Here is a 19525-nt window from a genome sequence, read left to right as displayed (position 1 = left end):
TCAGGCGGCAGCCGCGTCGGTCCGTGCCTGTTCGGCGAGACGGCGCTTCGCGTCGTCCCAGCCGATGGGCAGCCGGTCGGCCGGAACTTCCCAGAAGGTGAACGTCGAGGTCCGCATGGTCGGGCGCAGCCCGGTCATGATGCCGCGGTGCGGTTCGGCCCGCGCGTAGGCGTAGAGCGCTTCGCGGCTCTCCCACGCGGACAGCGTGTAGAAGACGCGCTTCGCCGGCCGGGCGATGAGCGAGGCGCCGTACGCGCCGGGCGCCGACCGCACCTGACGCCAGGCTGCGAGCGACTTCCAGAAGAACCTCGGCACGTCCTTCAGGGAACGCACCTCGAAGCGGGAGGCCATGACGACGGCCTGTGCGTGCGGCGGAGCGGCGTTGGGCGTGACCCAGGGGAGTGTCGGCATGGCACTGCTCACCTTCTAAATTGGAGAGTGGCACTGTCTATATTAGAGAGTGCCACTCTCTAATGCTCCGCGAAAGAGGAAACCCGTGCGAATCTCCGAACTGAGCCGCCGTGGCGGAGTACCGGTCACGACCGTCAAGCACTACCTCCGGGAGGGGTTGCTGCCCCCCGGCCGGCCGACATCGGCCACCCAGGCGGAGTACGGGGAGACGCACATCCGCCGCCTGCGCCTGATCCGGGCCCTCATCGGCGTCCGGGGGCTGTCGGTCGGGGCCACCCGGGAGGTACTGAAAGCCGTGTCCGAGCACGAAACGGATCCGCACCAGGTGCTCGGCCTCGTGCTCGGCGCCAGGCCGGCCACGACGAACCACGCGACGGCCGGGAAGGAGGACGGCGGCGACCGACCGGAGGGCGCGAGGAACGCGACGGACGCGACGGACGCGGCAGGCACAACGGACGCGGACGCCCTGCTGGCGGAGATGGGCTGGGAGGTCTCCGAGCACGCCCCGGCCAGGCACGTCGTCACCGAGACCCTGGAGACCCTCCGCGCGCTCGGCGTCGACTACGACTGGCGGTCCCTCGTCCCGTACGCGGCCCTCGCCGAACGCACCGCCGCCCTCGACCTCGACCAACTGGCCGACACGACCGACCCCCTGGAACGGGCCGAACGAGCCGTACTGCTGACCGTGTTGCTGGAACCCGCCCTGCTGGCCCTGCGCCGCCTAGCCCAGGAGTCCGAGTCGGCCAGGCGCTACGGCGGTTGACGGGCAACGGACAAAAAACCGGAGGCCCTGACGATTTCTCGTCAGGGCCTCCGGCCTGCTGTGCACTCGGCAGGATTCGAACCTGCAACCTTCTGATCCGTAGTCAGATGCTCTATCCGTTAAGCTACGAGTGCTTGGCGTCCTGGGCTTTTTTCTGCCCCGTCGGCGTTGCGAGAACAACATTACATGACCTGCGCCGTCACGCGAAATCCATTAGCCGGACCCGTGCTGAGCTGCGGAAACGCCCCATGAGCGGGGCCCCGAGCACGACCACGGGACGACCACGGACCGGCAGCGGAACGACCCGCGGGACCACCACGGAACGACTCGCCGAACGCGGAACGACCGAAGCCCCGGTCCGTGGACCGGGGCTTCGGTGATCTTGCGCGGAGGCGGAGGGATTTGAACCCTCGATGGAGCGTAAACCCCAAACCGCATTAGCAGTGCGGCGCCATAGACCGGACTAGGCGACGCCTCCAGCACACTCTCTCGCCTGCGCGAGTGGGTGCGTGCAGATGATGACACAGCCTTGCGGCATGCCACCAATCGCTGACCACGGTACTAGGCAGGCGGGGGCCAGGGCAAAGTCTTACCGGTTGCGCAACGCCCGGGTCTGCGGAGCGTTAGAGAGTGCGGGGCACCCTGCCCCCTCTTGAACCTCAGGAGCCTCCATGCTGCGCCGTCTCACCCTCACCGCCGCCGCGTCCCTCGCCGTGCTGTCCGCCGCCGCTCCCGGCGCGGCCGCCGCGACCGCGCCGATCCCGCTTCCGCTGCTCCAGGACGTACTCCGGAGCGCGGAGGAAAAGGCGGCGGACAGCACGGCGGACGAGGTGGCGGACACGCGGGGCCGGCTCACCGTGACGACGGCCGAGACGGGCAACCGGGCCGCCAATGGGACGTACGAACTGGAATGCGGCCCCACCGGCGGCACGCACCCGGAGGCACAGTCCGCCTGCGCCCGGCTGGAGGAGCTGGCCAAGGAGAACGGCGACCCCTTCGCCCCGGTGCCGCAGGACCGGATGTGCACCCATCAGCACGGCGGGCCGGCCACGGCGCGGGTCACCGGTACCTGGAACGGACGAACGGTCGACGCGAAGTTCAATCAGGGCAATGGCTGCGAAATCTCCCGCTGGCGTCAGATGGAGCCGGTGCTTCCCAGCGTCCGTTGACCGCCCGCCGCCGGTCCGCCCCCACCGCCGCTGTGGAGCACTCGTACCTGGTCAGGGCATACGCCGCGGCGTCCGATGTGCCCCCAAGCGCACACAACCTTGGTGAGAGCTCCCCCTCATCCGCCGTCGCGCGCCCGTCGCCTGCCTTTAGACTCCCTCCAGTGACAGCTTGCGGCCCGAGGGGCAAAATGAGGCCGGCTGCCGGCAAGGTGCAGTAGTTCAGGGAGGAACCGTCGTCGTGAGCAGCAGGCCATCCCGAGGCGCTGCTCGCCTCGCAGCGATACTCGACGCACTTCCTGACGGGCTGTTGCTCGTCAATTGCAACGGCACCGTCGTCAATGCCAACACCATCGCCCTGGAGACGTTCGAGTCGCCCGGTACGGGACTCGTCGGGCGCGGACTGCTCGATCTCCTCCCGATGTTCGACTCGAAGCTCATCCCCGGTTCGATGCGGCGGGCGGACGGCGAAGACGATCAAGGGCGTACGAAGCCCACCCGGATGATCGCGCGGCGCACCGACGGGACGGAGTTCCCGGTCGAGGTGACCAGCGCGAACCTGGAGGACGGCCGGGACGCCTACGCCTCCTACGCCGACCGGCCCAGTTTCACCGGCGACGAGCTGCTGATGCTCGTCGTCCGCGACCTCTCCGGGACTGTCGACACCGAGGCCGAACTGGCCCGTTCCCAGCGTCAGACCGAGATGATCCTGCGCGCCGCGTCCGAGGGCGTCGTCGGCACCGACACCGACGGTCGCGTGGTCCTGGTCAACCCGGCCGCCGCGCAGATACTGGGTTACCGCGCGAGCGACCTGGGCGGCAAGGAGCTGCACCCCCTCGCGATCCACTCGAAGGCCGACGGCACAGCGTTCCCGTACGAGGATTCACCCCTCGCGGACACCCTCAAGTCCGGGCGCAAGCACCGGGTGCGCGGGCAGGTCCTGTGGGCGAAGAACGGCAAGTCGGTCGCCGTCGACCTCACGACCGCTCCGGTCCGGGACGGCGACCAGCTCGTCGGCGCCGTGATGACCTTCACCGACCGCCGGCCGTACGACGAACTGGTCGAAAAGCAGGCAGAGGTACTCGACCGTGAGACGAAGCGGTACGAGGAGATGCTCGCCCGTGAGACGAAACGGTACGAAGAGGTCGCCGGGCGGCATGCCCAGCTGACCGCCGTGCTGGGCGACTCGCTGCGCGGACCGCTGGAGGAACTGCGCGGCGAGCTGGGCACGCTGGCCTCCGACCCCGCAGGACAGCTCTGGCCCGAGGCGAACCAGATCCTGCATCACCTGGCCGCGGGTTATGCCCGGATGACCACCCTTGTCGACAATGTCCTGGGCTTCCAGCGGCTGGCGGCGGGCGCGGAGCAGCTGGACAAGAAGAAGGTTCTGCTCGACGGCGTCGTGGCCGCAGGTGTCGAGGGCGCGATCGAGCTGATCGGCCCCGGCCGGGCTCAGTTCGCCGTGCACGCGCCCCCCATAGAGGCCGAGGTCGACGCCGGGCGGCTGGCGACGGCGCTCGCGCATCTCGTCGCCGACGTGGCGGGGATCGACTCGACGGGCAAGGCCCCGGCGGCGTCGCCGGGCGGCGGCTACACGGACTCGACGATCGTGGTGGCGGCGGCGCAGCGCGGTGAGGTCGTACGCATCGAGGTGCGCGGACCGTACGCCGGAGGCGACCCGGTGCACGAGCCGATCGTGCGCGGCATCGTGGCGGCGCACGGCGGCGTACTCCAGACGCACGAAGTGCCCGGCATGGCCGGGAACGCGTACGTACTGGAAGTGCCGCTCGGCGCGGGCTCCGGGGCGGTCGCTCCGGCGCAGGGCAAGACGGCCGAACCGGATCCGGCGCCGGTACCGGCGCAGCAGGCGGCCCCGGCGGAGGGCGGCGGGCGGCGGGCACGGCGGTCGTCCACGGACGCGTTCCTGGAGCCGGCCGGCAAGCGGGTGGCGACGGACGCGGCGGCCGGCGCGGGCTCCGACGACGAGGCCGCCGCTGCCGCGACGGCGGCGCCCACCGGGCGGCGACGGGCACGGCGTGGCGCGCCGGGCGAGACGGGGGCCGCGGGTCCCCAGGAGCGCATTCCGGCGCAGGCGGCGGGCGACGGTGCGGGGCCGGGCGCCGGGGCCGTCGCCGGCTCCGGGGGTACGGGGCGCAGGCGCGGGCGGCCGAGCCCCGTCGAGGTTGGCGGCGAGGGACGTACGGGCGAAGCCGGCGGGGGCGGTGGTGGCGTGGAGCTGCGTGCCGCGCTGCCCGCTGCCCCGGCACCGCCCGTGGCCGCGGGCGCGGTCTCGGAGGGCTCTGTCGTGACGGCCTCCGAGGGCGCGCACGGAACCGGGCGCGCGGCGCTCGGGGAGACGGTGCCGCCCCAGGGCGTGCCCGTCGACGTACCGGGCTCTACGGGGCGCCGCGCGCGGCAGAACCAGGACGCGGCGCACGGGAACGTGCCCGCGCTTCCCGCGCTGGCTTCGGGGCCGTCCGTACCGTCTGCGGGGAGCGAGTCCCAGCAGCTGCACCAACAGCAACACCAACAGCCTTCCGGGCGGCGTGCGCGCCGGGCGCTCGCGCCCGCGCAGGAGCGCTCCGAGGCGCCCCGCAGTCCGTTCGCACTGCCGCCGGCCGACGCCGACCGTGTGCCTCCGTCGGCGGGGGAGGCGGACGCCTCGCTGCCGGGGCGCCACGACGCCGTACGCACCGCTCCGGACGCCGACCACACCCCGCCGCAGGCGCATCCCACCGCCGCTCCGACGGGGCGGCGCAGGGCGCGTGGAGACGTTCAGGCCGGGCTGCCGACGCCGGACGTGCAAGCGGCACAGCCCGGTGAGCCGGTGCAGGCGCTTCAGCCCGGTCAGCCCGGTCAGCCCGTGCGGGCAAGTCAGCCGGTGCCGGCCGGCTGGGCGGCGAACGGCGCTTCGGGGCACGGCCCGGCCGCGCCCCCCACGGTTGCGGACGCCGCCGCGCACGACAGCGGTGCCGTCCCCGTGCCGCCGAACTGGTCCGCCGCCCCCGGCGGAGCCACGGCGACGACGACCGGTACGACGCAGACCTGGCCCGCTCCCGGCTTCGCCGGGACGCCGGCGAGCGAGGACGAAGCCGAGCAGCACGGGGCCGAGCGGCATGGAGCGTTTTCGGCCGGTCCGGCCGGTCCGGCCGTTCCCGCCGGTCCGAACAGCACCGCCGCTGCGAACAGCACCGCCGCTCCGAACGGCACCGCCGGTGTGACGGGCTCGGTCGGCGTGAACGGCGTCGCGTCTCCCGCCGCTCCTGTTGCCCCGCCACTCCCCTCCCGTCGCCGCGCCCGCCACCGCCGCGCCCCAGCAGCCGCGCGCCGCACAGCCGTTGCCGCCCGCACAGCCCCTCCCCGCCGAAGCCCCAGCCTCGGTACAGGCCCCCGCGCAGACGCCCGCTCCTCTCTCCGCCCCTCTGCCCGGCGCCGACTCCTCGCAGGGCCGCGCGTTCAGCGTGCGTACCCTCGGCCAGGGCATGCCGTTCGCCCAGCAGATCGCCCACCAGCAGAACCAGACCCTCGGCTCGGGGCGGCGCCGGAAGCTCGCCGCGGCGCGGCCGGAGGCCGAGCAGGGCACGCCGGCAGAAGGCACCCGGACGGCAGAAGCCTCCGAACCTGCCGCCCGGTCGCACCCGCAGGCCCAGGGCCCGCTCCAGCAGCGGCTGTCGGCGCAGGCCGAGGGCCGGGCGTACGCCATAGGAGCACCCGACGAGGGCTCCGAGGGGCCCGAGCCGCTGGACGGCCCCAATGGCGCCGTGGAGGTGGCCAACCGCCCCCAGCCGCAGCCCGTCGACGACGAACTGCCCCCCGAGCCGCTCGACAACCCGCGCCGCCTGCTGGTGTGGCCCGCCCCGGACGTCTCGACGCAGCAGGCGCTGAGCGACCGCGGCTACCGCCCGGTGATCGTGCACTCCCGCGAGGAGGTCGACGCGCAGATCGCGGCGTTCCCGGCCGCCCTCTTCGTGGACCCGCTCACCGGGCCCATCACCCGCACGGCGCTCCAGTCCCTGCGCCAGGCCGCCGTGGCGGCCGAGGTGCCGGTGCTCGTGACGGCCGGTCTCGGGCAGGCGACGCGTGAGGCGGCGTACGGAGCCGACCCCGCCGTACTGCTCAAGGCGCTCGCGCCGCGCGACAGCGAGCAGCACCCCTCGCGTGTCCTGCTGATCGAGGAGCACGAGGAGATCGCGCTCGCGCTGACGGCGACGCTGGAGCGGCGCGGTATGCAGGTCGGGCGCGCCGGGACGGACACCGAAGCGGTCGCGCTGGCGACGCAGATGCGGCCGAACCTGGTGGTGATGGACCTGATGCAGGTACGCCGCCGACGCGCCGGGATCGTCGACTGGCTGCGCGCCAACGGGCAGTTGAACCGTACGCCGCTGGTCGTCTACACCTCGGCCGGCCTCGACGAGGGCGAGCTGCACCGGCTCGCCTCGGGGGAGACGGTGCTCTTCCTCGCGGAACGCTCGACGAGCAGTGAGGTGCAGGGCCGGATCGTGGACCTGCTCGCGAAGATCGGCACCAACTGAGCCGCCGGCACCGTGTCGCACTAAAGGGGCCCCGCGCCGTTGCGGGGCCCCTTCAGCAGTTCATGTCGGACGCCCTCAGAACTTCGTGACGTCCAGCTCGCCGTCCGCGTACTGCTTGCGGATCACCTTTTTGTCGAACTTGCCCACGCTCGTCTTCGGCACGGCCGGGATCATCGCCCACCGCTCCGGGAGCTGCCACTTCGCGATCTTGCCGGCGAGGAACGCCCGCAGCTCCTCGTAGTCCGCAGTCGCGCCCTCCTTCAGCACCACCGTGGCCAGCGGGCGCTCGCTCCACCTGTCGTCCGGAACGGCGACGACGGCCGCCTCCGCGACGTCCGGGTGGGCCATCAGCGCGTTCTCCAGCTCGACGCTCGAAATCCACTCCCCGCCGGACTTGATGACGTCCTTCGCCCGGTCGGTGAGGGTGAGGAAGCCGTCGGTGCTGATGACGCCGATGTCGCCGGTCTTGAGCCAGCCGTCCTCGCTGAACTTGTCGTCGGGCCTGAAGTCCTCACCGGCAGCGCCGCCGTAGTACGCCCCGGCGATCCAGGGGCCGCGTACCTCCAGCTCACCGGCCGACTCGCCGTCCCAGGGCAGGACTTCACCGCCCGGCCCGATCAGCCGCGCCTCGACACCGGCCGGGAAGCGGCCCTGCGTGACGCGGTACGGCCACTCCTCCTCGGGGGTGAGCCCGGCGGGCGGGTGGGCCATGGTGCCGAGCGGGGAGGTCTCCGTCATGCCCCAGGCGTGACACAGGCGCACACCGAGCTTGTCGTACGCCTCCATCAGGGCCGGCGGGCAGGCGGCGCCGCCGATGGTGACGCTCGCCATGGAGGAGAGGTCGCGCGGGTTGGCGGTGACCTCGGCGAGCAGGCCCTGCCAGATGGTGGGAACGGCGGCGGCGTGCGTCGGCTTCTCGCGCTCGATCATTTCGGCGAGCGGCGCGGGCTGAAGGAAGCGGTCCGGCATGAGCATGTTGATGCCGGTCATGAAGGTGGCGTGCGGCAGACCCCAGGCCATCACATGGAACTGGGGGACGACCACGAGGGTGGTGTCCTTGTCGTTCAGCCCCATCGACTCGGCCATGTTGACCTGCATGGAGTGCAGGTAGATGGAGCGGTGGGAGTAGACGACGCCCTTGGGGTCGCCGGTGGTGCCGGAGGTGTAGCACATGGCCGCGGCGGAGCGTTCGTCCAGCTCGGGCCAGGCGTACGTGGTGGGGCGGTCCGCGATCAGTTCCTCGTACTCGTGCACGCGCGGCGCGCAGCCGTCGAGCAGCGAGCGGTCGCCCGGGCCCGAGACGACCACGTGCTCGACGGTCTTCAGGTGCGGGAGGAGTGGCGCGAGCAGCGGCAGCAGCGAGCCGTTGGCGATGACGACCCGGTCGGCGGCGTGGTTGACGATCCACACCAGCTGCTCGGGGGGCAGGCGCAGGTTGAGCGGGTGGAGCACGGCGCCCATGGAGGGGATCGCGAGATACGCCTCCACATGCTCCGCGTTGTTCCACATCAGGGTCGCGACGCGCTGGTCGCCGTCGACTCCGAGCTCGTCGCGCAGGGCGTTCGCGAGCCGTGTCGCGCGCTCGCCGACATCGGCGAAGGTGCGGCGCTGCGGCTCCTCCTCACCGGTCCATGTGGTGACCTGTGAGCGACCGTGGATCGTCATCCCGTGCTTCAGGATGCGGGTCACGGTCAGTGGTACGTCCTGCATGGTGCTCAGCACGGCGTCCTCCCGGGGGCGCTACGCGGCAGTAATAAGGATGGCCTGATTCTGCGCACGTACCGAGCGGTATGTCACTACTTCCGAGACTACGAATCGGGTTCGCCGCGCAGAGCACCGGCGAACAGGGGGCTCGTCAGCGCACCGGGGCCAGCTCCGGGTCCTCCCGGAGCTTGCCGAGGGCGCGCGAGACGGCGCTCTTGACCGTACCGACGGAGACGCCCAGGACCTCGGCCGTCTGGACCTCGCTGAGGTCCTCGTAGTAGCGCAGGACGACCATGGCCCGCTGGCGGTCGGGCAGCTTCATGATCGCGCGCCACATCGCGTCGCGCAGCGCCTGCTGCTCGGCGGGGTCGACGGCGCCCGCGGCGGCGGAACCGGCGGCGGAGGCGGGGCCGGGCTCGGGCAGCTCGTCGGTGGCGTACTCGTCGACCTTCCGCTTGCGCCACTGGGAAGTGCGGGTGTTGAGCAGGGCCCGGCGTACGTAGCCGTCGAGCGCCCGGTGGTCCTCGATCCGGTCCCAGGCGACGTACGTCTTGGTGAGCGCCGTCTGCAACAGGTCCTCCGCGTCGCACGGATTCGCGGTGAGCGAGCGTGCGGTGCGCAGCAGTACGGGCCCCCGGGTGCGTACGTACGTGGAGAACGACGGACAGGGCGTCGGCGTCGCCGCCCTGGTCGCCGCCTTGGATGCGCTGGTGCAGACAGGCGTGGTCATGGCTCCACGCTAGGAGCGGGCCGGACGCTGCGGATCGGCCCCAGGTCCCGAAAGGGGGTCCGCCTCAGGTTGTAGGGGCGGGGGCTGTCCGACCTCCTGAGGGTGGAGGAGACGCGACCCCGGGTAGGGGTCGCGTCTCAGGGGCGGCCGTTGCCCGCTCCGTCGCCCGCCGTGCGGCCTGCCCGGATGCCGGCCCGGGTTGCTCCGGCGTACGCCCGGGGGTCAGCTGCCGATACGGGCGACCGGGGCGTCGGCCGAGTTCCGGTCGATGGTCAGCCGTCGGCCGCCGTGCTTCTCGGTGACGTTGCCCGCGTACTGGTGAATGCGGCGGTGCGGGGTCCAGGCCCGCTTGGACAGGACGCGCTCCCCGTACAGCGACGGCTTGCCGTCCCAACGGGCGAACCACATCACCGACGGCAGGTCCGCGACCCCCGCCCTGCGCGACGCCTCCATGTGCCGTACGCCGGAATCCGCGCTGCTGTAGAAGCCGGGGAGGTAGGCGTACTTGCGTACTTCACGGTTCCAGCCGCGGACGAAGTCGAGGGTGGTGCGGGCGCAGCGGCGGTTCCCCTCGTTGTACGCCTCCATGTCGAGGTAGAGCGGGCTTCCCGTGAGCATGCCGAGCGCCTTCGCCGCGCGGACTGCCTGCCGCCCCTCCTTCCTGCCCTGGCGCCAGGGTGCGCGGCCGATCCTGACGTGCCGCTTGTTCTTGGCCTGCACGCACGGGGACTGCGAGCCGACGAAGACGGGCAGCACCCCCCAGCCCATCCGGTCCGCGGCCGCCACCCACCGCTTGCTGAGGTGGGGTTGATCGGGGCAGGCCCTGCCACGGCCCCCGAAGTACACACCGACGGCCCGGTACGGTGAGGAGCGCCAAGCCCGCAGGGTCGACAGCGGCGGGGTCTTGCAGGTGTCGAACGCCCGGCCGCGGAACGTCACGGTGCGCGGCGCGGACAACGGCACGGAGGCCGGGGCCGGCGACGGGGCGGAGGCCGGAGCTGACGACGGGGTGGACGACGGCGCTGCCGCGGGCGCTGACGACTCGGTCCGCGCGGCGGGCGCCCCCGGCCGCCCCTGGGTGGCCTCCCTGGCCTCCGTCTGCTGGGGAAGTGCGAGCACGCCGATCGCCGCGGCCAGCGCGAGTCCGTGTCCGATGAGCCTCTTTAGGTACATGAGGGAGAGTGAACGGGTCTCGCGCCGTACCGACGCTCTTCACACTCCGCAGTCAGCCATCCGCGCCGAGGATCAACCCGGACGTGGGAACGCCGGTCCCCGCCGTCACCAGGGACCGGGCCGCGCCGGGTATCTGGTTCACCGAGGTGCCGCGCAGCTGTCTGACCGCCTCCGCGATGCCGTTCATTCCGTGCAGGTACGCCTCGCCGAGCTGGCCGCCGTGCGTGTTCAGCGGCAGCGCGTCCCCGGCCACGAACGCGGCGCCCTCGCCGGGCCCGCAGAACCCGAACTCCTCCAGCTGCATCAGCACGAACGGGGTGAAGTGGTCGTAGAGGATTCCCACATCGATGTCGTCCGGGCCGATCCCCGAGGTCTGCCAGAGCTGCCGTGCCACCACGTTCATCTCTGGCAGTCCGGTGAGGCCGTCGCGGTAGAAGCTGGTCATCTGCTCCTGGCTCCGCCCGGCCCCCTGCGCCGCGGCGACGATCAACGCCGGTGGGTGCGGCAGGTCTGCGGCCCGCTCGGCGGAGGTGACGACGAGCGCCTGCCCGCCGTCGGTCTCCTGACAGCAGTCGAGGAGCCGCAGCGGCTCGACGATCCAGCGTGAGGTGGCGTGGTCGGCGAGGGTGATGGGCTTCTCGTAGAAGTACGCGGCGGGGTTGCGGGCGGCGTGACGGCGGTCGGTGACGGCGACGTGGCCGAAGACTTCGGGCGTCAGGCCGTACGTATGCAGATAGCGCTGGGCAGCCATGGCGACCCAGGAGGCGGGGGTGAGCAGGCCGGACGGCAGGTTCCAGCCGAGCGCCGCGCCCTCGGCCGACGGCTCGCGGTGCTGCACCCCCGAACCGAAGCGGCGACCCGACCGTTCATTGAACGCCCGGTAGCAGACGACGACTTCGGCCACCCCGCTCGCCACGGCGAGGGCGGCCTGCTGCACGGTGGCGCAGGCCGCGCCGCCCCCGTAATGGACGCGGGAGAAGAAGGACAGCTCGCCGATGCCGGCCGCCTGGGCGACGGTGATCTCGGGGCTGGTGTCCATCGTGAAGGTGACCATGCCGTCCACGTCGGCCGGGGTGAGACCGGCATCCTCGACGGCGGCCTGTACGGCCTCGACGGCCAGCTTGAGCTCGCTGCGCCCGGAGTCCTTGGAGAATTCGGTCGCACCGATGCCGACGATCGCGGCCTTCCCACCGAGCTGATCGGCCCTGCGTAAGCTCACGATCCCTCCCCAGGCATTCCGGACCCGGTGCCGGTGCTGGTGCTGGTGCCGGTGTCGTCATGGGCGCCGGTGTAGTCATGGGCGCCGGTGCTGGTGCTGGTGCCCGTGCCGGGGTCGTCATGGGCGCCGGTGCTGGTGCCGGCTCCCGGGCCGGATCCCACACCCGCCCCGGCGACGCCGAGGCTGACCGTCACCGTGCCGGTGACGTGACGACCGAGCCCGTTCGCACCGACGACCTGTACCTCGGCCGTGCCGTCCGGCGCGACGGCGGTGACCGTGCCGGTCAGGACCATCGTGTCGCCGGGGTAATTGGGCACCCCGAGACGGATCTTCACGGCGCGCAGCCTGGCGCCGGGGCCGAGGCGGTCGGTGATGTACCGGCCGACCAGCCCGTTGGTCGTCAGGATGTTCATGAAGATGTCGGGGGAGCCCTTCTCCCGCGCCGCCTCGGCGTCGTGGTGGACATCCTGGTAGTCGCGGGAGGCCACAGCACCCGCGACGATCAGCGTGCGGGTGACCGGAATCTCCAGCGCCGGCAGCGCGTGCCCCACCTTCATACCGGCTCCCCCTCCTTCGGCCCGTCACCGGCCAGTAACTGGCCGAGTTCTTCCAGCACTTCGCTGCCACCACCCAGATACGCGTCGAGCTGCCGCCCCCACAGGAAGTGCCGGTGGACGGGATGCTCCAGGTCGGCGCCCGTTCCACCGTGCAGGTGCTGCCCGGCGTGCACGACACGCTGCCCGGCCTCCGACGCCCACCACGCGGCGGTGAGGGCGTGAGTGGCGAACGGCAGCCCCGCGTCGTGGCGCCAGGCCGCTTCGTATGCCGTGACCCGTATCGCCTCGGTGTCCATGTACGCGTCGGCGGCGCGCAGCAGCACCCCCTGGTTGGCCGACAGAGGCTGCCCGAACTGCTCCCGCTGCGAGGTGTGCTCCACGGCCCGCGCGAGAGACCCGGCGCACACCCCGACCTGAAGCCCTGCGAAGGCAACCCGGCTGACCGCGAGCACACCGTCGTACGCTCCCCGGAACCTCCTGAACCTCCCGGACCCTCCAATCCCCCCGGACACAACGCCCGGCCCGCCGCGCGCCGGATTCAGCCCCTCCGGCGTTGGACGACCGGGACCAGGACCAGAACCATGACCAGAACCGGACGGCCTCTTGTCCGGGGCGGAGCACTGGCCGATCCGCTCCCCCCTCGCCCGTCTCAACGTGAGTCGCCCGGCCGCCCACGGCGCGGTGGTCTCGACCGCCTCCGTCGTCACCGCCGCATCCGCCACAGCCACGAGCCACAGCTCCCGGTCCGCGTCCGGGACCAGCACGTGCGTGGCGTCGCGCAGCCACGGCACCACTGCCGCCACGCCGCTCAGGGCCCCGGACGCGTCGGCCCGTATCGCCCCGGTGGCAGGAAACGCCCCGGTCACCACCGCCATGCCGGCGCCGATCGCGGGCAGCAGCCGGGCTCGCTGCTCCTCCGTACCGTGCGCGGCGACCGCCAGCATCCCGTACACGCAGGTCGCGGCGAACGGCACCTGCGCCGTCGTACGCCCCTGCTCCTCCAGCAGCAGCACGAGCCCGAGGAGGCCGGTTTCCCCGACGGCCTCGACGAGGCCGGCGCCGCACAGCGCCTTCCACAGTTCGCCGTCCGTGCCCGTCCCGGCGGCGGCCTGCCGGTCGGGCGCCGACAGGTCCCCGAAGATCCGCGCGGCCAGATCCCGCGCCGCCCTCTGCTCGTCCGTAGGCGTGAAATCCATCAGCCCCCACCGCCTTCTCCGCCGCCGCCGTCCTCCGCCACCCGGAACACCGGCAGCTCCCACTCCCCGTCCACCCGCAGGAACTCGACCTGGACACGCATCCCGATCCGCACCTTGTCGTACGGCACGCCCACCACGTTGCCGACGATCCGCACGCCCTCCGCGAGCTCGATCAGCCCGACGGCGTACGGCGGGTCGAAGGCGGGGAACGCGGGATGATGCATGACGACGTACGAGAAGACCGTGCCCGCCCCGCTCGCCTCGACCGTGTCCCACCGCGGCGACCCGCAGTCCCCGCACCCCGGCAGCCACGGAAACCTCAGCGCCCCGCACCCGCCGCACCGCTGGATCAGCAGCCGGTGCCCGGCCACCCCTTCCCAAAACCCGGCGTTGTCCCGGTTGACGACGGGCCGGGGCCGCTTGCCACCGTTCCTGCGGCCGCGCGCGGTCGGTGCGTACTTGAGAATGCGGAAGCGGTGTGTCCCCGCCGGCTCCCCCTCCGCGCGGACGTCCATCCGGGTGGTGACGAAGTACCCCGTGCCGAGCTTGGTCGTCTTGCGCTCCGACACGGACTCGATCACCGCGTCGAAGGTGATCCGGTCCCCGGGCCGGAGGTCCCGCGCGTACTCCTGCTCGCAGTCGGTCGCGACCACCGAGGTGTACCCCGCGCCGTCCAGCAGCGCGAGCAGTTCGTCGTACGCCGCCGACCTGCCCGCATGCCCCGACAGCCCACCCATCGTCCAGACCTGGAGCATGGTCGCCGGGGCGATCGCCCCGGGCCCGGAGTACGCCGGACCCGTGTCTCCCATCGCCTCGCACCAGTGCCGGATCATCGGCTCGTTGACGGGGTCCTTGCCGACCCCGGCGACCACCGCGGCCCGCCCCTCGAACGCCTTCAGCAGCCCGTAAAGATCGCCCCCGGCGCCGGCCCGCGCGCCCGCTCCCTCTCCGCCACTCGCCACCCCGGCCCCCGTACCCGCTCCCCCTCCGCCGCTCGCCGCCCCGCTCATCGCCGTCGCCCCCTCGGCATCCCGAGCCGCATCGTCGCCACGATCTCCCGCTGCACCTCGCTCACCCCGCCCCCGAAGGTATTGATCTGCGCCGCCCTGTTCATGCGCTCCAGTTCCCCGTCCCCCCAGACCCCCACGGAGCCGGAGCGCACCATCGCGGCCTCGCCCGCGATTTCCTGACATATTCGATACACCGCGACGGCCGATTCGGTTCCCACAAACTTCACGCCACTCGCATCTCCCGGCGCCAGCGTCCCCGCCCCCACGTCGCCCACCAGCCGCCAGTTCAGCAGCCGCACCGCCGCCAGCCGGGCGTGCGCCTCGGCCAGCCGGGCCCGTACCCACGGCCGGTCGGCGGGCCGTTCGCCCGTCGCCGGGCAGGGAGTCGAGGCGTACGCCAGAGCCTGCTCGTAGCAGTCCTCGGCCTGCATGCCGATGGCCGCGAGGGCCACCCGTTCGTGGTTGAGCTGGTTGGTGATCAGCCCCCAGCCGGCGTTCCGCGCGCCGACCAGATTCCCGGCGGGCACCCGGACACCGTCGTAGTAGGTGGCGGTGGTGGTCAGTCCGCCGACCGTCTCGATGGGCGTCCACGAGAAGCCGGGCGCGTCCGTCGGCACCAGCACGATCGAGATGCCCTTGTGCTTCGGGGCGTCCGGGTCCGTACGGCAGGCGAGCCAGATCCAGTCCGCGTGCTGGGCGTTGCTGGTGAAAATCTTCTGGCCGTCGACGACCCACTCGTCGCCCTCGCGCACCGCGCGCGTACGGAGCGAGGCGAGGTCGGTACCGGCCGACGGCTCGGTGTAACCGATCGCGAAGACGATCTCGCCGCGCAGGATCCGGGGGAGGAAGAAGTCCTTCTGGGCGGGGGTCCCGTACTTCATCAGGGTCGGCCCGACCGTGTTCAACGTGACCATGGAGACGGGGGCGCCCGCCCGGTACGCCTCGTCGAAGAAGATGAACTGCTCGTCGGCGCCGCGTCCCTGGCCGCCGTACTCGACGGGCCAGCCGAGCCCGAGCATCCCGTCGGCGCCGATCCGCCGCAGCAGCGCCCGATGTCCGGCGGCGTCGTGCGGGTCCGCTCCCGCCACGATTTCCCTGAAGTACGAACGCAGTTCCGCGCGCAACCGCTGCTGGCGCACGGTGGGGGCAAGGTGCACAGCGGCGTCCTCCGGCATCGGGCGGCGGCTCGTACCAACGGTTTCTGACTGTCCGTCAGTTCTGCCCGCACTGTCAAGGCGGCAGCGCACCCCGAAAACGGGAACGGCCTGCGCAACGGTGGCAAGCACCGTCGCGCAGGCAGTCATTCACCCCGCAACACAGACCCCGGTCCCGCCACGGCTCACCAGAGCTGGGCGAAGTTGACGGCGACGGTCTCGTTGTCCTGGTCGATCGCCGTGAAACCGGAGCCGTTGACGCTCGCGGTGTTGTTCTGGTTGGAGGCGCCTCCACCCGTCGCCACCTGCTGCGTGGTGGTCGAGTTGCCGCCGTTGTGGCCGGCGACACCGCTTCCGCCGACCGCGGCCACGGTCGCGTTCGATCCGTCATTCGCGAAGGAACCGTTGTCCGCGGCGGCGACACCCGAGAGCAGAGCGGCCGCGAGTGGCAGTGCGGCAACGGCTGCGATGACTCGGGCGGTACGGATGCTTGCCATATGAAGTCCTCCAAGAGAGGTAAAGCCAGGTGGTTCCTGGGCAGTTGGCCGACTGCCTCAGCGATGGTCACGACGTCGCGAGATCAGAATTGCCCACCGAATCCCCGGCGAACCAGCCTGGAGGCACTTATTCCCTCTCAAGCGTGATGACATGTCGATAAACACCCTTCACGCCCCCAAAACGCCCGAACCCACGACCGCACCGCACCGCCCTGGACCGCACCACCCTGGACCGCACCACCCTGGACCGCACCACACCGGAACGACGAAGACCCCCGACCGATTCAGCTGGTCGAGGGTCTCGCACCTGCGGTGGGTGTGGGATTTGAACCCACGGTGACATCGCTGCCACGACGGTTTTCAAGACCAGTCCGCCGACGGCTCCAGCAACGCACTGACCTCGAAAGACGAGCCGCATCACCCTCATCACCAGCCTTTCTGGCCAGAGGTTGGCCACCATGACCCGCTTTGCGCACCACGCCCCCCTCAATGCGCATCTACCGGCGGGGCAGTCGCTGAGTCTGTTGGGCTGGCCTCCTGGCTCCTCAGGTGCGCGGTCTGCTGCGGTCGGCGTGGTTGCTGTACTCCACGGCCGTACAACACGTCCGCTGCCCCACCTTAGAAGCTCGATCGGAGACCGCTCGGGGTGTCGCGTACCAGCTGCACGACGACCGGACAGGGGGTCCGGGGGGCACCGCTGTCCGGCGTCATTGATGTCAGCCGTGGATGTAACACACCTTCTGATCCGTAGCTCTACATAGATCGGTCAGAAGCGGTCAGTGCGATCGCTACGAGTGCTCTGGGGTCGCTGGTAGGTGGGGGCAGTTGTTGGGTTGCGGTACAGCAGCATTCCGGCGGCGGTGACCGATGAAGTTGCAGCAATGACCTCTTCTTCAACCACCCTGACAAGTCGCATGGTCTGAGTCCTTGTGGTTGAGTGGAACTCAGGGCATGCCGCATGAATCGAGAGGTGGCGCCATGTCCAGAGACGAATCCAATTACAGCGTAGATCGCGTTAGCCTCTTTTTGTATAGAGTTAGAGCCGCGCAGTACGGTCTGAAGATTCGCTCGCGTAGATTTAAATTGGAAGCAATTGGCCTGGCAGGCGTGATTATCGGCCTCGTGGGCGTATGGCTGGGTCTTAACTTCGAATGGCTGAAGCCTGTCAAAAGCCTTTACGTTTCCGCCTTTAGCGAGCATCCGATGCCGACAGTAGCCCTGACTGCCACATTCCTTGCGGGTATAGCGTGGGGTCTGATTAGGCGGTTTGGGAACCTATCGAGGGTGATGCTGGTTGCCTCAGCAACGGACGAGGGAGCGGAGGAGGTAAGAAGTTGCATGAGCGCTGGAATGCGCAATTATGCAGCATATACACAGCTGCGTCTACTTTACGATGAGAACATAAGGGATGCAAATGTCCACCTACAGGATGCGGGCTGGAAGCAGAGTTTTGAGTTCGTGCAAATCGGCGGCTATCAGTATGCCTCCGCCGCCCTGCCGCTAAGGGAGCCAACAAGGCTTGATAATCTAATTAATTCCACCATGAACGCCCAAGTGAGCGATCATCAATTTGCAGATATGGCCGAAAGTCGCCAAAAGCTGATGGGGGCATTGAGGAGAAATATTACTGATGCAGCTCGAAGGAACATTGAGAGGGGTGCAAACTACCGCGTGATAGAGATGGAGTTCAGGCAGAACGGCAACGGTCCTCCGCGCGTACTCCTAGACGTAGGCGTCACGAGCTACGGGAAGATCATGCGCAGCTGTGACGCTATGATTAATGAATTTGCGCTTTTCGCTTTCCTTGCAGGATCAAATTGCAGTGGAATGAGGCCGACCACGGTCCTTAAATGCCTGCCATGGCGTAAGAGAGTGCACGACGCGGCCAGATCTCCCGGAGACCTGTTCCTGCACCCAGTCGACCGGGCTGCGGGGTTGGGAGTAGCGGTCGCCACGATCATGGACAACGGCGAGCATCAGAAGGTGGTTGGGCTGGGTTGGCGATCAGAGGAAGTTGGAACATATCCCGCATGCTGGCATGTCATTCCTGCTGGCATGTGCAATACGCATGACACCCACCGTGGCAGAACCCTTCCTAACTGGTATCTCACTACGACGATGCGAAGCGAGTATCTCGAAGAATGGTTTAATGACCTCCAGTTGGAGAAGGGGCAAATGCCCTACTGGAGAGAGCAAGTAGTCGATAGATGGAAAGAAAAGGCCGCAGATCGCCAGATAGTACTTACGGGGCTGGCGTTTGATTTGTTGAACTTGCGCCCAGAGGTTTGCGCGGGCGTAATTGTTCCTAAATGGGGCAACGAGTTGAGCTGGGAGTACGAATCCGGCGTGGCCGCATACGCTGAGATACTTGGTGCGCCTAGTAAGGAGATTGAACCAACGCAAATGGTTCAGTCTGGAGCGGCGGCCATTTTCCTTGCAGAGCGCTATGCGATGGAAATCAAAGCGCATCTCCGGTGATGATGAAACTCAATTCTGGTTGCTCTTGTGCTATGCAAGGAGGAGGCATGGCGTACGCCTCAACAACCCTGCATTTGCTGATCGCCGCTCCGGGTGACATTCCAGAGGAGGATATCCTCACCATTGAGCATGCAGTGAACAGATGGAATGCCAATTACGGTCCAAATTTCCAAATGACGATAATCCCAATACGTTGGACACGAAATGCCGCACCAGCTGCTGGTGGGCGCCCGCAGGACTTCATCAACAAACAATTGGTCGATGACGCCGACTTGGCTATCGCTCTCTTCTGGTCACGACTGGGGACCGATACAGGTGAAGCAGTATCCGGTACTGCCGAGGAAGTCGAGCGCATGGTCAATGCAGGGAAGCATGTCGGCATTTTGCAATGCAAAAAAGATGTACCATACGGCGCTGACTCAAAGCAACAGGCCGCGCTACAGGCGTACCTGACTGGCCTCGGCAGCAGCGCGCTCGTGCTGGACTACCGAAACGATACGGAACTTGTTGGCAGAGTCGAGAACTTGATGAGTAAACAGGCAACTTCGTTCCTCAAGGAAGCCAAGCTATCCCGAGGGGGCACAGATACAGAAGACCTGGGTATATGGCCCTCGGTTGACTTTCGTGAACGCGTGAAAACCGACTCCAAGGGTCGGGCGAGGACAGTGAAGAGCTACTACCTAGCTATCGCCAACATGGGTCGGCAGGTAGCGCACGATGTCGAGTACACACTGAATCCCGATGGCATCGTTCAGGTATTCAATGAGGGTCAGCCGATCCGGTCGATCCCGCCGACACCAGAAGGAAAGGTGCTATACCAAATAGCCACTACGGACCAAAGTGCAAACCAATTTGATTGCACAGTGACATGGACAGACGCTTCGGGAGAGAGGAGATCGAACACTGCAACCTTGAGGCTCGTATGAATCTTAATA

14 protein-coding genes, 2 tRNA genes and 1 pseudogene are annotated in these 19525 nt (G+C 69.3%); 5 read left to right on the top strand and 12 right to left on the bottom strand.

Annotated elements, in window-relative coordinates:
• On the bottom strand, positions 1-411 hold the full coding sequence (locus AS594_RS18110) for a DUF3291 domain-containing protein (protein ID WP_069928027.1): 411 nt from the start codon (positions 409-411) through the stop codon (positions 1-3).
• An 85-nt stretch (positions 412-496) separates the two neighbouring features.
• On the opposite strand from AS594_RS18110, the gene AS594_RS18105 reads away from it, so the two are divergent.
• Positions 497-1174, top strand: a complete 678-nt coding sequence (locus AS594_RS18105; RefSeq protein ID WP_069932614.1) for a MerR family transcriptional regulator — start codon at positions 497-499, stop codon at positions 1172-1174.
• A 61-nt stretch (positions 1175-1235) separates the two neighbouring features.
• On the opposite strand, the gene AS594_RS18100 is transcribed toward AS594_RS18105, so the two are convergent.
• Positions 1236-1308 (bottom strand) — tRNA-Arg (locus tag AS594_RS18100).
• Between the two features lie 253 nt (positions 1309-1561).
• Positions 1562-1652: transfer RNA gene (locus AS594_RS18095), tRNA-Ser, on the bottom strand.
• 193 nt (positions 1653-1845) lie between these two features.
• On the opposite strand from AS594_RS18095, the gene AS594_RS18090 reads away from it, so the two are divergent.
• A complete protein-coding gene (locus AS594_RS18090; protein WP_069932615.1) occupies positions 1846-2343 on the top strand; it encodes an SSI family serine proteinase inhibitor in 498 nt (165 codons plus the stop codon).
• A 238-nt stretch (positions 2344-2581) separates the two neighbouring features.
• Positions 2582-6872: pseudogene (locus tag AS594_RS18085) on the top strand (PAS domain-containing protein).
• Positions 6873-6947: 75 nt separating this feature from the next.
• Here AS594_RS18085 and AS594_RS18080 read toward each other — a convergent pair.
• The 9 genes from AS594_RS18080 to AS594_RS18040 all read right to left on the bottom strand — a co-directional run bounded on the left by AS594_RS18080 (position 6948) and on the right by AS594_RS18040 (position 16112).
• Positions 6948-8594, bottom strand: a complete 1647-nt coding sequence (locus AS594_RS18080) for a long-chain fatty acid--CoA ligase (RefSeq protein WP_069932617.1) — start codon at positions 8592-8594, stop codon at positions 6948-6950.
• A gap of 133 nt (positions 8595-8727) precedes the next feature.
• A complete protein-coding gene (locus AS594_RS18075; protein WP_069928022.1) occupies positions 8728-9306 on the bottom strand; it encodes a SigE family RNA polymerase sigma factor in 579 nt (192 codons plus the stop codon).
• A gap of 222 nt (positions 9307-9528) precedes the next feature.
• Positions 9529-10479: a DUF1906 domain-containing protein gene (locus AS594_RS18070; RefSeq protein WP_079148169.1), complete on the bottom strand. Its 951-nt coding sequence runs from the start codon at positions 10477-10479 to the stop codon at positions 9529-9531.
• Between the two features lie 52 nt (positions 10480-10531).
• Positions 10532-11698: a lipid-transfer protein gene (locus tag AS594_RS18065; RefSeq protein ID WP_069932618.1), complete on the bottom strand. Its 1167-nt coding sequence runs from the start codon at positions 11696-11698 to the stop codon at positions 10532-10534.
• A complete protein-coding gene (locus AS594_RS18060) occupies positions 11695-12255 on the bottom strand; it encodes a MaoC family dehydratase (RefSeq protein ID WP_079148170.1) in 561 nt (186 codons plus the stop codon). Before AS594_RS18060 ends, AS594_RS18065 begins: the two co-directional genes overlap by 4 nt.
• The gene (locus AS594_RS18055; RefSeq protein ID WP_069932619.1) at positions 12252-13451 is read right to left on the bottom strand and encodes an acyl-CoA dehydrogenase family protein; all 1200 of its coding nucleotides are present in this window, start codon (positions 13449-13451) and stop codon (positions 12252-12254) included. The genes AS594_RS18060 and AS594_RS18055 overlap by 4 nt, the downstream gene beginning before the upstream one ends.
• The gene (locus tag AS594_RS18050; RefSeq protein ID WP_079148171.1) at positions 13451-14461 is read right to left on the bottom strand and encodes a bifunctional MaoC family dehydratase N-terminal/OB-fold nucleic acid binding domain-containing protein; all 1011 of its coding nucleotides are present in this window, start codon (positions 14459-14461) and stop codon (positions 13451-13453) included. Before AS594_RS18050 ends, AS594_RS18055 begins: the two co-directional genes overlap by 1 nt.
• Positions 14458-15618: an acyl-CoA dehydrogenase family protein gene (locus AS594_RS18045; RefSeq protein ID WP_069933878.1), complete on the bottom strand. Its 1161-nt coding sequence runs from the start codon at positions 15616-15618 to the stop codon at positions 14458-14460. The genes AS594_RS18050 and AS594_RS18045 overlap by 4 nt, the downstream gene beginning before the upstream one ends.
• 182 nt (positions 15619-15800) lie before the next feature.
• The gene (locus AS594_RS18040) at positions 15801-16112 is read right to left on the bottom strand and encodes a hypothetical protein (RefSeq protein WP_069932621.1); all 312 of its coding nucleotides are present in this window, start codon (positions 16110-16112) and stop codon (positions 15801-15803) included.
• Positions 16113-17090: 978 nt separating this feature from the next.
• Here AS594_RS18040 and AS594_RS43940 point away from each other — a divergent pair.
• The gene (locus AS594_RS43940; protein WP_141747169.1) at positions 17091-18590 is read left to right on the top strand and encodes a hypothetical protein; all 1500 of its coding nucleotides are present in this window, start codon (positions 17091-17093) and stop codon (positions 18588-18590) included.
• A 47-nt stretch (positions 18591-18637) separates the two neighbouring features.
• Positions 18638-19516 carry a hypothetical protein gene (locus AS594_RS43935; RefSeq protein ID WP_141747168.1) on the top strand — a complete coding sequence of 293 codons (879 nt, stop codon included), beginning with the start codon at positions 18638-18640 and terminating at the stop codon, positions 19514-19516.
• Positions 19517-19525: the final 9 nt, after the last annotated feature.

This window comes from Streptomyces agglomeratus, from assembly GCF_001746415.1.
Taxonomy (GTDB): domain Bacteria; phylum Actinomycetota; class Actinomycetes; order Streptomycetales; family Streptomycetaceae; genus Streptomyces; species Streptomyces agglomeratus.
This window is presented reverse-complemented; position numbering and strand designations above follow the sequence as displayed.

Excerpts from the sequence above, each read along its gene's own strand:
- AS594_RS18055 (WP_069932619.1), bottom strand. The coding sequence starts at position 13,451 with ATGGATTTCACGCCTACGGACGAGCAGAGGGCGGCGCGGGATCTGGCC.
- AS594_RS18060 (WP_079148170.1), bottom strand. The coding sequence starts at position 12,255 with ATGAAGGTGGGGCACGCGCTGCCGGCGCTGGAGATTCCGGTCACCCGC.
- AS594_RS18075 (WP_069928022.1), bottom strand. The coding sequence starts at position 9,306 with ATGACCACGCCTGTCTGCACCAGCGCATCCAAGGCGGCGACCAGGGCG.
- AS594_RS18110 (WP_069928027.1), bottom strand. The coding sequence starts at position 411 with ATGCCGACACTCCCCTGGGTCACGCCCAACGCCGCTCCGCCGCACGCA.
- AS594_RS43935 (WP_141747168.1), top strand. The coding sequence starts at position 18,638 with ATGGCGTACGCCTCAACAACCCTGCATTTGCTGATCGCCGCTCCGGGT.
- AS594_RS18050 (WP_079148171.1), bottom strand. The coding sequence starts at position 14,461 with ATGAGCGGGGCGGCGAGCGGCGGAGGGGGAGCGGGTACGGGGGCCGGG.
- AS594_RS18070 (WP_079148169.1), bottom strand. The coding sequence starts at position 10,479 with ATGTACCTAAAGAGGCTCATCGGACACGGACTCGCGCTGGCCGCGGCG.
- AS594_RS43940 (WP_141747169.1), top strand. The coding sequence starts at position 17,091 with ATGTCCAGAGACGAATCCAATTACAGCGTAGATCGCGTTAGCCTCTTT.
- AS594_RS18040 (WP_069932621.1), bottom strand. The coding sequence starts at position 16,112 with ATGGCAAGCATCCGTACCGCCCGAGTCATCGCAGCCGTTGCCGCACTG.
- AS594_RS18090 (WP_069932615.1), top strand. The coding sequence starts at position 1,846 with ATGCTGCGCCGTCTCACCCTCACCGCCGCCGCGTCCCTCGCCGTGCTG.